This is a genomic window from Microcoleus sp. N9_A1 (genome assembly GCF_036701795.1).
Classification (GTDB): domain Bacteria; phylum Cyanobacteriota; class Cyanobacteriia; order Cyanobacteriales; family Microcoleaceae; genus Microcoleus.
Genome location: NZ_JAUBRI010000002.1, coordinates 47,427 through 61,007, shown reverse-complemented (window position 1 = coordinate 61,007; position 13,581 = coordinate 47,427). Strand labels below are relative to the sequence as shown.

The window sequence follows — 13,581 nt, the reverse complement described above, 5'->3', positions numbered from 1 at the left end:
TGAGTGTAAAACGCTCAAGCTCAAAGGGACTTATCAAGTTTTGATTCCTGCAACTACTGGCGCTTCAGGAAAGAGGTATGTTACCCATCACTGTGGAAACTGCTCTTATCATAAGGAGTACGAAGAAGTAATTCCAATCATTACCACGAGTGGCGGTGGCGGTGGTGGTTAATATCAACGGAAATTAGACATCGGTTCCCCGGCTCTGCCGGGGAACCAGTAATTTTGTCAATGCTTGTAATCTGATATTTTGTGGTACGAACGATCGCACTCCCTACAAAATCATATTCCAAATATGACTTTTATGAACTTAATTAATGAATTTTATGAATTGACTTTCAAAAAAATTAGTTGAATACTTATCGTAGATAACAACATTTCCGTATATCGTAGCTTAAAGCAGGTTAAAAAACATGACTAAATTAGCAAGTTTGTTTCGCAAACTTTTACTCTTAACACTATCTGTAGCAACAACGATCGCAGCAGCCGGCGCGATCGCCCCACCAGCATCCGCCCAAACCAATCCGCCACCACCCCAAACCCAAGAAGTCCAACCAGCGCCAGAAGAAGGGTTTACTATCCCGATTTGGATTTTTCCCGTAGGCGCAATGTTCCTAGTTTTGATATTTATACCCAAAATTGGTTGGACTTTGGGATTAATCGCGATCGGCGAACGAGAAGTGGGAATTGTCACCAAGAAATTCTCCAGCAAAAACTTGCCATCCAGTAGATTAATTGCCCTCGATGGCGAAGGAGGTTTGCAAGCAGACACCCTTCCTCCCGGCTGGCATTTTGGTTATTTTCCCTGGCAATATAGCATTCGCAAAGAACCAGTCGTTGTCGTTCCTCAAGATGAAATCGGCTTAATTATTGCCAATGACGGAGCCACAATTCCTCCCGATCGCATTTTAGGAACAGTCGTCGATTGCGACAACTTCCAAAATGCCCGCAAATTCCTCACCAACGGCGGAGAAAAAGGACGGCAGCTAGCCATCATCACAACGGGTACTTATCGAATCAATACAGCTATATTTGAGGTCATAACTTCAGCAAATGCCGCTCAGAAAGGGATGGAATCGTGGGAATTGGAAGTATACAAACTTGCTCCAGAGCGTGTGGGAATTGTGACCATACTAGATGGCATTCCCATTGATGAAGGTGAAATAGCCGGCCCCATAATTCCAGGTCACAACAATTTCCAAAAAGCGCAATCCTTCATCAAGGGTGGCGGGCGCAGGGGCTTGCAAGAACAGATAATTCTATCGGGTTCGTGGAACCTCAATCCCTGGTTTGTGCAAGTTGAACAGGTAGAAATGACCGAAGTGCCGATCGGTTATGTAGGCGTAGTAATTTCCTTTGTGGGGGAATCGCAAAAAGATGTAAGTGGGGAAGCTTTTACCCACGGAAATCTGGTCAGCAAGGGCAATAAAGGTGTGTGGGTAGAGCCGCTTTATCCAGGCAAACATCCTGTCAATACAAAAGTGATGAAAGTCGAACTTGTTCCCACAACAGATGTAGTTTTAAACTTCACATCACGGTTCAGCGGAGAACACGGCTATGACTCTAAGTTAAGTGCGATGAAATTGCTTTCTTTTGACGGATTTACCTTTGAGTTAGAAATTTTCCAAATCATTCATGTCGGTACTTTAGATGCACCGAGAGTGATTTCGCGCCAAGGTTCAATGCAGAATCTAATTGACCAAGTGCTGCGTCCAATTGTGGGCAATTACTTCCGCAATTCCGCTCAAGAATATACCATACTCGATTTTTTGATCGCCCGCAGCGATCGCCAAGCAGAGGCGGCAGAACACGTTCGTCAGGCATTGCGCGCCTATGATGTACAAGCGGTTGATACCCTGATTGGTTTGATTTCGCCACCAGGGGAGTTGATGCAAACGTTGACCGATCGCAAAATTGCTCAGGAACAGGAGAAAACCTACGAAGCGCAGCGCAGTTCGGAGTCCCAGCGTCAAGAATTGGTGCGTGCAACTGCGATCGCCAATATTCAACATGAGGTGGTGGGGGCAGAACAAGGTGTGAAAATTGCTCAATTGACTGCTAGCGCTGCGATCGAACACGCCAGCGGTGAAGCACAAGGAATTCGCTTGATGGGACAAGCAAAAGCCGATGCTTATCAAGTTGGTGTCAGTGCTTTGGGTATCGAAAGTTACACGATGTTGCAAGCTATTCAGGCGATCGCAGATGGCAGCGTTCGCGTCGTACCCGATGTCGCAGTCAACGGTAGCGGCGGCGGTGGAGGTTTGCTTGACGGTTTGATGGCAACATTCATGCGGAATGAAACCACCACCAAAAATGGAGACAAAGCAGGAGAATTACCTGTAATTAATGGACACAAATCGGAGCCTCTTGTTGTGAATTATGTCGCTGAATTTACCAATAGCAAAGATTAATTTTGTATCAGTGAAGTCTCCGTAGTTACCGAAGTCTCCGAATCATTCACCTCTTGCTAAATTTGAGGCTGTTGCTGAAAATGATCTGGATTCTGTACTTGGTAAATTCTCCGATATTTGAGTTAAACGGTGCAAATTTTAGAGAGGTATTAATTCCTCTCTGAATTTCTTTAGTCAATGCTAAAACTTGGTAATTCATAAAAATACAGGTAGAAAATGATGAAATTTATAGTTAAACACAAACACATGAATGCACCAAAGTTGATGATAGTTGCTTTAAGTGCGATCGCCCTAGCATTATCGGTCAATGGATTATCTGCGAAAGCCGCAGAAACGCCACCCGCAAACAGTGGAAAAACATTTGGTGATTGGTGTCGCGAGTATGTTTCTTTGAGTTCAGAAACTAGACATACTGTGGAAGCACTTTTAGAAAAAGCAGGGACTGTTGACTGCGATGCAGCTAATCAGAAACTTTCGAGTTTCGCGTATCTCGTCCTCAGTAGCAATGAAATCACAGATGTCAAACCATTACAATCCTTGACTAGGCTGACTTGGTTAGACCTTAGCGACAATCAGATCACCGATATCAGACCATTGCAATCCTTGACTAGAATGGTTCGGCTAGAACTCAAAAACAATCTTCTCAGCGACATTCAACCCTTACAATCCTTCGCTAACCTGACTCAAATTAACCTAGATAACAATAAAATCAGCGATATCAAACCCTTACAATCTTTGACAAAACTGACTAAGCTCGACCTCAGCAACAATCAAATCAACGACATAAAATCATTGCAATCTTTGACTAACCTGACTAATGTCGTCCTCAGTGACAATAAAATCAGCGACATCCAATCATTGCAATCCTTGATTAAGCTGACTAATCTCACTCTCATAAATAATCAAATCAGTGATATCAAACCATTGCAATCCTTGAGAAAACTGACTAATCTTACCCTCAGTCGCAATAAAATCAGCGATATCCAATCATTGCAATCCTGAACCAACTTGACAATAATTTACCTAGATACCAATCAAATCAGTGATATTAAACCATTACAATCCTTGACTAACCTGAAAGAGATTTACCTCAACAACAATCAAATCAGCGATCTTAAACCATTGCAATCCTTGACCAAGGTATTCACCCTTAACCTGGACAACAATCAAATCAGCGATATCCAACCATTACAATCCTTGATTCAGCTAATTAATCTATACATGAGTAACAATAAAATTAGCGATATTAAACCATTACAATCTTTGACTGACCTAACGTCACTCAACCTAGAAAAAAATAAACTCACCGATATCAAACCCCTGCAATCTTTGACTGAGCTTCGTTATGTCTACCTCAGCGGAAATCCGATGTCTTCCCAAACTTGTCCTCTTCAGGAACGGTCTATATGTAATTGGGAACCCTTAAATTATCCTTAAATCCGAAAAGTTGACACTTCTGAAAGTTAGAGGGACAAAAATATGACATTTATAATTGGAGAAAAACACATGAATTTACAAAAATCGACCGCAGTTACTTGTAGTACACTCATCATCCTAGCATTATCTGGAAATGCACTTTCAGTTTTAGCAGCAGAAACGCAACCCGCAAACAAAACATTTGGTGATTGGTGTCGCGAAAAAGCTGCTTTGAGTCCCGAAGCTCAACATACTATTGAGGTGCTGTTGCAGCAAGCTGAAACTACTAATTGTGCTGAAGCTAATGAGACGCTTTCCACTATCGAGGAACTCCAACTAGACGAAAATCAAATCAGCGACATCAAACCATTGCAATCTTTGACTAAACTGACTCAGTTGTCCCTCAACAATAATAAAATTAGCGATATTAAACCCTTGCAATCGTTGACTAAATTGACTGTACTGAATCTCGGCGCGAATCAAATCAGCGATATCACACCATTGCAATCGTTGACTAATCTGACTAATCTCTTCATCAGTGTCAATCAAATCAGCGATATCAAACCATTGCAATCGTTGACTAACCTGACTGAGCTTTTTATCAGCCACAATCAAATCAGCGACATCAAACCATTACAATCTTTGACCAAACTGAATACGCTCTTCCTCATGAACAATACAATCACTGATATCAAACCATTACAATCCTTGACTAAACTGAATTGGCTCGCACTCGAAAACAATCAAATTAGCGACATCAAACCATTGCAATCCTTGACTAACCTGACTGCTCTCGATCTCAGCAACAATCAAATCAGTGACATCAAACCCTTACAATCTTTGACTAACTTGTATCAGGTCAAGCTCAACGGAAATGCAGTTCCCCTCCTAAGATTATCTACAAATGAACCTTCCCCGTCACTCGCAGAAAAGCAACCAGAAAATAGTGGAAAAACATTTGGTGATTGGTGTCGCGAAAAAGCTTCTTTAAGTCCAGAAGTTCAACATACTATTGATGTGCTGTTAAAGGAAGCTGATACTACTGAGTGCGATGCCGCTAATCAGATACTTTCAAGTCTCACGGAACTCGGCCTCGACAGCAATGAAATCAGCGACATTACACCGTTGCAATCTTTAACTAACCTGACTTCGCTCGGTCTCGGCTACAATCAAATTATTGACATCAAACCGCTAGAATCATTAACTAACCTGACTTCGCTCGGTCTCTTCAACAATCAAATCAGCGACATCAAACCCTTGCGATCATTAACTAACCTGACTTCACTCAGCATCACCAACAATAAAATTAGCGACATCAAACCCTTGCAATCCTTGACCAAACTGACCGAACTCGATCTCAGATACAATCAAATTAACGACATTAAACCCTTGGAATCCTTGACTAACTTGACTAAACTCAACCTCGGTACTAATCAAATTACCGACATCCAACCCTTGCAATCTTTAACTAACCTGACTTCACTCGAACTCAACAACAATAAAATCAGCGACATCAAACCATTGCAATCTTTGACTAACCTGAATTCGCTATTGCTCAATAATAATCAAGTCACAGACATCAAGCCCTTACAATCTTTGAGTAAACTGACTTGGATATTCCTCAGTTCCAATCAAATTAGCGACATCAAACCTTTGCAATCTTTGACTAATCTAATTGAACTCAACCTCAACGAAAATCCGATCGAGCCTAAAACTTGCCCTCTCCAGCCAGAATCTATCTGTAGTTGGGGACCAGTATTTGTCTTCTAAAAGTTGACTGTTCAGCAAAACAGCCAATTTTGATGACACTCACGTGGGGGTGGGCATCCTGCTCGCCCAGAACATACAAATATGACTTTTATGAACTTAATTAATGAATTTAATGAATTGACTTTAACCGCAATCTCTTGAATAATGATTGTAACTAACAAGTTTTAAGTAGAAATCATATAAGGATCAAAACTATGTTCCAAGATGACAGAAACAATTCCCCACCCAGATTGTTTATTATTGCTTTAGTCTTAATTGGGTTTGGCGCATTCAAGTTTTTTCCCGGTTTATTCGCATCCAAAAGTTCAGATATATCTACTTCTACACCTACATCGGGTGCGAGTCCAGATGCGATAGCAAATCGCATCAGTTTAGGGAATCAGCTATTGGTGACATCCCAAACCACACCAGATAAACAAGCAGGTATTGAAGCTTTTAAGAGCGGAGATTTCTCAACTGCGATTCAAAAATTTCAGGCTTCGCTAAAACAAACTCGCAACGATCCAGAAACAGTTATTTATTTGAATAATGCCACAGCTCGCATTAGTCCTGCCTTGTTAAAAATTGCTGTCAGCGTCCCCATTGGTAGCAACCCCAATGTCGCTCAAGAAATCCTCCGAGGTGTCGCTCAAGCTCAATCGGAAGTCAATAATAGCGGTGGCATCAATGGCGCAAAACTGCAAGTAGAAATTGTGAACGATGACAACAATCCAGCAATTGTTAAAGAAGTTGCAAACACATTGACAAAAGATCCAACAATATTAGCAGTAATTGGACACAATGCTAGCAACGCCTCTCTTGAAGCAGCTCCGATATATCAGCAAGAAAAACTGGTAATGGTGACACCGACTAGCTTGGCGAACAATCTCTCTGGATTTGGCAGTTACATTTTTCGGACTGTCCCGAATATTAGTATTATGGCGGCTCCCTTAGCAGAATATGCAGTCAAAACAGGCAAAACTAATATTGCTATTTGTTATGACTCCCAAGCACCGGATAATATATCATTTAAAGATGAATTTGTGGCTGCTCTAATTGCTGCTGGAGGCAAGTTAGTTCCGACTGTTTGCGATTTTTCAGTCCCTTCTTTTACTCCCGAAAGTGCGATCGCCGATGCAGTCAGTAAAGGCGCACAAGGATTGATGTTAGCACCCCACATCGATCGCATCGATCGCGCGATTTCTCTGGCTCGCACCAATCAAGGCAAATTGCCACTCTACGGCAGCACGACAATGTACACGTTTCAAACGTTAAAAGATGGGCAAAAGAGCGTTGACGGGCTTGTTTTGCCTGTTCCCTGGCATCCTGAAACCAATCCCGGTAGCACTTTCCCCAAGAATGCTGCTCAGTTGTGGGGAGGAGTAGTAAATTGGCGCACCGCAACGAGTTTTGATGCGACTCAAGCTGTCATCGCGGGATTGAAGCAAAGTAATACGCGGGAAGGGTTACAAGAAGCATTCAAAAGTCCTAGTTTCTCGACACCGGGAGCTAGCGAGAAAGTGAAGTTTTTGCCAACGGGCGATCGGGCTGGGAAGCCGATTTTAGTGCAAGTTAAACAAGGAGGAAGCACTGGCTATAACTTTGTCCCGCTGCGATAAGTTTGTTAAGTGCGATCGGGTTCATTCTTTGTGGAACAGGCAGGAAAGCCTGTTTCTAAGAATAGTGAAAATTGCCACAATTCAATTAATTTTTTGTAAAACAGGCCGGAAATCCTGTTGCTGACAAATTTTTATGATAAGCTGGAATCAGTCGATTAAAGGAGACCGTTGTGTATGATCGCGCAAGTTGAAACGAAAACCTACCAGGCTGAGGAATATCTAGAATTGGAAATCAATTCTGAAGAGCGACATGAATTTATCAATGGGGAGATAATTCTGATGGCGGGTGGCACACCGATTCACAACGAAATTACTAGCATCTTAAATTCTGTTTTGAGGGTAAGTCTCAAGGGTAAACCTTACAGTATTTTTTCATCCGATCAGCGGCTTTGGGTTCCGCAGTTTAACAACTATACTTACCCTGATGTGATGGTAGTAGCGCGCCCGATCGAGTTGCAATCTGGACGGACGGATACAATTACCAATCCTGTGCTGATTGCGGAAGTGCTTTCTAAAAGTACCAAAGCTTATGACCGCGATGAAAAGTTTGCGGCCTACCGTAGTATTCCGAGTTTTCAGGAGTATTTATTGATTGACCAATATCGACTACAAGTGCAGCAATATTCTAAAGCTGAAGCGAATAAGTGGATTTTTTCGGAATATAGCTGTGCGGGCGATCGAGTTTCATTAACTTCTATTTCTGTGGAAGTTGTGCTGGCAGATTTGTATGAAAATATTGACTTTGATGTTATACCTAATCCGGCTTAAATATCTAGGCGGATTAGGCTTGTCTAAGAGCGGTTTTAACCGCCCACTCTTATTAATCGATCGCCCGTGAATTCCTAGCTCTAACCAACAAGCCGTGTTTTGGAGCAAAAATCATCGCCAACACAAACAGCAGCGTTTGCAAAACAACAATACATCCGCCCGTCGCACCATCTATGTGATAGCTGATATAAGTTCCCATCACGCTAGAAAATACCCCAGTCGCCATCGCAATCAACATCATGTGGTCAAAATTATCGCTCAATAAATAGGCGGTTGCTCCCGGAGTCACCAACATTGCTACTACTAAAATAATCCCTACTGTCTGAAGTCCAGCCACTGCGGTGAGCGATAGCAAAGATAGCAGCACGTAATAGAGAAATGTGATATTTAAACCGATCGATCGCGCGTGAGTCGAATCAAAACAAAATAAAATTAAATCTTTGCGTAAAACTGCCAGCGTCACTAAGCTGATGACACTAATAATTACAGTTTGAACAATATCAGCATCGGAAATGCCTAAGACATTGCCAAATAAGATATGCGTCAAGTCGATCGAACTTCTGACTTTAGAAACTAACACTAAACCAAAGGCAAAAAATCCAGTAAACACTAAACCGATTACCGTATCTTCTTTGATGCGAGTTTTCGCTTTGATAAAGCCGATCGCAATTACGGAGCCCACACCAAACACAAACGCCCCCACCGCCAAAGGAATATTCAGCACATAAGCAATCACAACCCCCGGCATCACCGCATGGGAAACCGCGTCACCCATCAATGCCCATCCTTTCAAAGTCATATAGCATGAAAGCGCCGAACAAACAAGCCCGACTAAAGCGCTGATTAAAATCGCTTTTAGCATAAATTCATGCTGCAACGGTGCGGCAAACCACTGAATTAAATCCATTATTTTTTCTCCAAATCGACTTGAGTTAACTGAGATCGGACACCACAATCAATAATCCTATAGGGGCGGGTTCGCGATCGGGCATTAAACGTGCAAACCCACCACATAACACTTTGTTGACATTGCTACAATATCTCAGGTTGACCGACTTTTTGCAGAGGAAAAATCGCCAACGGAACCGCCAAAAGTTCGCGAAAGATTTTCCTCTGTAAACACATCAGAGGTATTGCCATAGGCGAGAATGCTGCGATTAATTAACACTACTTGGTCGCAAAAGGTAGTAATAGACTCTAAATCATGGGTAGAAACGAGAATTGTATGTCCTGTTTGACGCAGTTCCATCAACAAATCAATCATCATTTTCTCTGTTTTGATATCGACTCCGGCAAAGGGTTCATCCAGTAGCAAAACCGTTGCTTGTTGCGCCAGAGCCCGCGCAAAAAAGGTGCGTTTCTTTTGTCCGCCGGATAACTCTCCGATTTGCCGATCGCCCATCTGCCACATTTCCACCCTTTCCAAGCTTTCTCGCACCACTTGTTTGTCGATCGATCCAGGAATCCGCAACAGATTCATGTACCCATAGCGCCCCATCATCACCACATCGCGAACATTCACCGGAAAATTCCAATCTACCTCTTCCGACTGAGGCACATAGGCAACCAAATTGCGTTTTTGCACTTGACGAATCGGCAACCCATTAATTAAAACTCGTCCGGTGTTTGGCTTCACAAACCCCATGATGGCTTTAAACAACGTGGATTTTCCCGCACCATTCATCCCCGCCAAACCGCAAATCGTCCCTGCTTTGAGTTGCAGAGAGGCGCTGTGCAAGGCAACTTTGCCGTGATAGGCAACAGTGACATTTTCAATATCGATACTGATTCCATCCATCTAATTTTCTCCCTATTATCAATTACCTACAGAACTTACGCAGGGGGGTAAAAACCCAGTTTCTTGCGAGATACCTCGTTGCTAAAGCCAAGATTTTTGGAGAAACCGGGTTTTTGGGCTCACTGTTCTCCTTTATTTTCCCTGTAACCCTTTTATCAAAGTATTGACATTGTATTCAAGTAACTTAAGATAGGTTGATGCTGGGCCTTCCGCTGGAGAGAGGGAATCGACATAAAACACCCCGGCAAATTTGGCGCCTGTTTCCTTGGCTACCTGAAGCTGTCCTTCGTTGCTGATGGTGCTCTCGCAGAATACAGCAGGTATTTGGTTTGCTTTGACTGTATTAATCACCCGTTCGACTTGTCTCGGTGTGGATTGTTGTTCGGCGTTGACAGGCCAAATATAAACTTCTTTCAAACCGTAATCGTTGGCAAGGTAAGAAAAAGCGCCTTCACAACTTACTATGTAGCGTTTTTCCGGGGGAATGGCTGAAATAGCTTGTTTGAGTTTTTCGTCGATCGCCCGAATTTGTTCACTGTATTTTGCCGCATTTGCGTTGTATGCTGCAGCATTAGCCGGATCGATATTTCCTAAAGCCTTGCGAATATTATCAACATAAATTAAAGCATTTTTGGGCGACATCCAAGCATGGGGATTTGGTTGACCTTGATAGGCATCTTCAGAAATATTAACGGGTTGGACTCCCTCGCTCAAAGTAATGTGGGGAACCTTGGGAAAACTGTTATAAAATCGAGTTGCCCAGCGTTCTAAGTTCAACCCATTATCTAAAATTAAATCGGCTTTTTGCCCTCGTGTTAAGTCGCTGGGAGTGACTTCATAGCCGTGAATTTCCGCCCCTGGCTTGGTAATGGATTCAACAGTTGCCTTGTCACCGGCGACGTTCTGCGCCATGTCTGCCAGCACCGTGAAGGTGGTGAGAATGACTTTTTTATCTTTTCGGGTCAAATCGGTGGCGGTTGTGCCTGAAGCTGGATTTTGGTTGGTTTGAGGCTGGGTCGTCTGAGTGTTGCACCCGCTGAGACAAACTGCCAGTAGCAGCCCGAATCCTAGGAGATGATGTTTTTTCCTAGGGGGAGAGTCCGGGAGGGGGAGAGGGGGATTTAGGGTAATTTGACGGTTTTTCCGCATATCTTCAAAAATTCCAAGTGAAATTCGCTAGAGTTTGCAGCAGACGGTACGATCGACGATCGCTGATTTTCATAATCTTTTCATTTTTTAAATTTATCACAGAACCCGTAAAAATGAAAGAATTATGAAAAATGGGGTAAATGGGCGATCGCCCAACAGAATCAGTATTTTGTGAAATATCTAAAATAGTGCTAATATCTCGGCAGATCGATCGGCTCTGATGGAGAACAGCCATCAGACGCAAGGGGGAAAGTTCGGTGAAAATCCGGCGCTGTCCCGCAACTGTAATGAGATAATACTAGGATAGTTAAATCTCTGAGTCAGGATGCCCGCCGATTTGTTTACCTGTTGTTTTCATCTGCGAGGTATAGATGATGGTTAGTTTAGTATTTTTACAATTAATCTACTGTTGTTGTCGGTTTGTCGAGCGCGAATGACAAGGGAATTTTGGATTTTGTGGCAAAAGTTGGAAATTTATGCAGATCGCGTGTTATTAACATATATGCAAGCGCTGGGAAGAATTTCAACCCTCCCGGAAATCCTCAAATTTACCCAATTCTCCTCATGTCGAAGCAAACATCAATTTCTATTTCCAAAGTAACTCGCTACCAAAATGCAGCGCTGAATTACTATTTGGGGTTGACAGATTCGCCGTATCTTCATTACGGCTATTGGAAGACTCTGCCTGTGCCTGCTGACGAACTCACCATCGCGCGGCTGCGTTTTGCTCAGCAAGCTTACACAGATAAATTGTTAGATTTTATCCCCAAAGAAGTCAAGACTTTGCTGGATGTAGGATGCGGGATTGGTGGAAATGCGGCTTATTTGCTTGATCGAGGTTTTGCAGTGGAAGGGCTCGCACCCGATCCGTTCCAACAACAGCGTTTTCTTAAGTGTACAGGCGATCGGGCAGTTTTCCACCTCACTAAATTTGAAGACTTCCAAGCCACCCACTCCTACGATTTGGTTCTGTTTAGCGAAAGTAGCCAATATATGTCTGCTGTCGATATAGCTAAAGGTGCGGCGACTGTACTCAATCTTGGAGGCTACGTACTGCTTGCGGATATGATGCGATCTAATCCTAATTATACAGAAGGAATGTTTTCTAATTGTCATGTTGTCAAAGAGCTGGAAACTGCATTAATGCAAGCCGGGTTTAATTTAGTAAAAACTGAGGATATTTCCACTCATATTTTACCAACAATTGACCTATATGTCGATACTTTCCGCAGGTATGGACTGAACACAATGATTTATGTTGCGGATTTAATTTCGATCGCAGTTCCGCCAATTCATAAATTCCTGCGTTGGATATTTCGTCGCTGGTTTAAAAAATTGGTGGTTGAAGGATTGGAGGCGAGTCAACTTTTTGAGCAACATCTTTGTTATGAAATTAAACTTTGGCAGTTGACAGAAAAAGATGGACGTGGCTAATAATTAAGTCCGATCGAACTTTTTATTAAATGCTGTAATTGTCATCGCGCTTCGGGAAAGCAATCGCATAGTCTCGGCGATTGCTTCACTAAGAGTTCGCAATGACATATTAAGCTAAGCTGTTGCGGCATTTAAATTTGATTTTGGGCGGGCTAGAAGCCCACCCCACAAATACCAATTACCAAATACCAAATACCAATTACCAATTACCAATTATCAATTACTAATTATCAATTACTAATATATGTCTCAATCAATTCTCGAATTCGCTCGCACTTTCTACTCCTATCCCTGCGGTTCGCGAGTAGCAATTCAGGACTTAAGCCTCAAAGTCCCCGCCGGGAAGCGCTGCGGGCTGATTGGTCAAAACGGCTGCGGTAAAACCACCTTTTTCCTGCTAGCAAATGGTTTGTACCAACCGCAACAGGGAATTATTCGCTGGGAAGGTGAACCATTCCGCTACGATCGCAAATATCTCACGCAACTGCGCCAACAAATCGGACTCGTCTTTCAAAATCCCGAACATCAATTAGTTGCTTCGACGGTAGAAGAAGATATCTCCTACGGATTGTACAACTTAGGATTGCCCGAATCAGAAATTGGTCAAAAGGTGCAACAGGCGATCGACCAATTCAACTTAAGCGAACTCGCCCGCGAACCAATCCATAACCTCAGTTTAGGACAAAAAAAGCGCGTTTCGATCGCAGATATCATGGTTCTCAAGCCCAAACTGCTACTGTTAGATGAACCTACCGCCTATCTCGATCCGCGCCACACCCGACAACTGATCGGTTTGCTGCAACAAATTCACGCGGCCGGAACCACCATACTTTTAGCAAGTCACGACCTCGATTTCATCTACCGCTGGGCTGATTGGGTGTTTGTGATGGATCGCGGAAAACTGATTCTAGAAGGCACTCCCGAAGCCGTTTTTGCTCAGCGGGATGTCTTGGAACAATTGCAACTTGGTGTACCGCTGGCGATCGAGCTAATCGACCAAATCAAGGCGATGTTTCAAACAGATGATCGCTCAAAAACGCCTAATTTCGAGGAATTGCAACAACAAATTTTACAAGCACGTCGGCTGCTTTAACGGGACTTAGACAATTGATAATTGGCGTTGCTGATTCACGGTATGAATTCCCTTTTCGCTTGAAGTTACAAAATTCACCCTCCGAGGGTTTATAGCAATTGCGAAATCTTGAATTCATACCTGTATCCAGCAACGCCGCCCGTG

11 protein-coding genes and 1 riboswitch are annotated in these 13,581 nt (G+C 43.0%); of the genes, 8 read left to right on the top strand and 3 right to left on the bottom strand.

Going from position 1 to position 13,581, the window contains the following annotated elements; translation table 11 throughout:
* Positions 1-413 precede the first annotated feature (413 nt).
* The 6 genes from QUA58_RS01145 (at position 414) to QUA58_RS01120 (ending at position 7,963) form a co-directional block, all read left to right on the top strand.
* Complete coding sequence (locus tag QUA58_RS01145) at positions 414-2,411, top strand: SPFH domain-containing protein (protein ID WP_333392711.1); 1,998 nt, start codon at positions 414-416, stop codon at positions 2,409-2,411.
* Between the two features lie 216 nt (positions 2,412-2,627).
* Positions 2,628-3,413 carry a leucine-rich repeat domain-containing protein gene (locus QUA58_RS01140; protein WP_333392709.1) on the top strand — a complete coding sequence of 262 codons (786 nt, stop codon included), beginning with the start codon at positions 2,628-2,630 and terminating at the stop codon, positions 3,411-3,413.
* 6 nt (positions 3,414-3,419) lie between these two features.
* Positions 3,420-3,848 (top strand): leucine-rich repeat domain-containing protein, encoded by a 429-nt coding sequence (locus QUA58_RS01135; RefSeq protein WP_333392707.1) that lies wholly within the window; start codon positions 3,420-3,422, stop codon positions 3,846-3,848.
* Between the two features lie 42 nt (positions 3,849-3,890).
* Positions 3,891-5,597: a leucine-rich repeat domain-containing protein gene (locus tag QUA58_RS01130; RefSeq protein ID WP_333392705.1), complete on the top strand. Its 1,707-nt coding sequence runs from the start codon at positions 3,891-3,893 to the stop codon at positions 5,595-5,597.
* A gap of 194 nt (positions 5,598-5,791) precedes the next feature.
* On the top strand, positions 5,792-7,195 hold the full coding sequence (locus QUA58_RS01125) for an ABC transporter substrate-binding protein (RefSeq protein ID WP_333392703.1): 1,404 nt from the start codon (positions 5,792-5,794) through the stop codon (positions 7,193-7,195).
* 174 nt (positions 7,196-7,369) lie between these two features.
* Entirely contained in the window at positions 7,370-7,963 is a 594-nt protein-coding gene (locus QUA58_RS01120; RefSeq protein WP_333392701.1) for a Uma2 family endonuclease, read from the top strand.
* 52 nt (positions 7,964-8,015) lie between these two features.
* On the opposite strand, the gene QUA58_RS01115 is transcribed toward QUA58_RS01120, so the two are convergent.
* The 3 genes from QUA58_RS01115 to QUA58_RS01105 form a co-directional block, all read right to left on the bottom strand.
* Entirely contained in the window at positions 8,016-8,870 is an 855-nt protein-coding gene (locus tag QUA58_RS01115; RefSeq protein ID WP_333247306.1) for a metal ABC transporter permease, read from the bottom strand.
* Between the two features lie 135 nt (positions 8,871-9,005).
* The gene (locus QUA58_RS01110; RefSeq protein ID WP_333392700.1) at positions 9,006-9,761 is read right to left on the bottom strand and encodes a metal ABC transporter ATP-binding protein; all 756 of its coding nucleotides are present in this window, start codon (positions 9,759-9,761) and stop codon (positions 9,006-9,008) included.
* Between the two features lie 132 nt (positions 9,762-9,893).
* Positions 9,894-10,910, bottom strand: a complete 1,017-nt coding sequence (locus tag QUA58_RS01105; RefSeq protein WP_333392698.1) for a metal ABC transporter substrate-binding protein — start codon at positions 10,908-10,910, stop codon at positions 9,894-9,896.
* A gap of 195 nt (positions 10,911-11,105) precedes the next feature.
* Positions 11,106-11,261: riboswitch (cobalamin riboswitch) on the top strand.
* Between the two features lie 213 nt (positions 11,262-11,474).
* On the opposite strand from QUA58_RS01105, the gene QUA58_RS01100 reads away from it, so the two are divergent.
* Positions 11,475-12,344: a methyltransferase domain-containing protein gene (locus QUA58_RS01100; protein ID WP_333247298.1), complete on the top strand. Its 870-nt coding sequence runs from the start codon at positions 11,475-11,477 to the stop codon at positions 12,342-12,344.
* Between the two features lie 244 nt (positions 12,345-12,588).
* Complete coding sequence (locus QUA58_RS01095; protein ID WP_333247296.1) at positions 12,589-13,437, top strand: ABC transporter ATP-binding protein; 849 nt, start codon at positions 12,589-12,591, stop codon at positions 13,435-13,437.
* Positions 13,438-13,581: the final 144 nt, after the last annotated feature.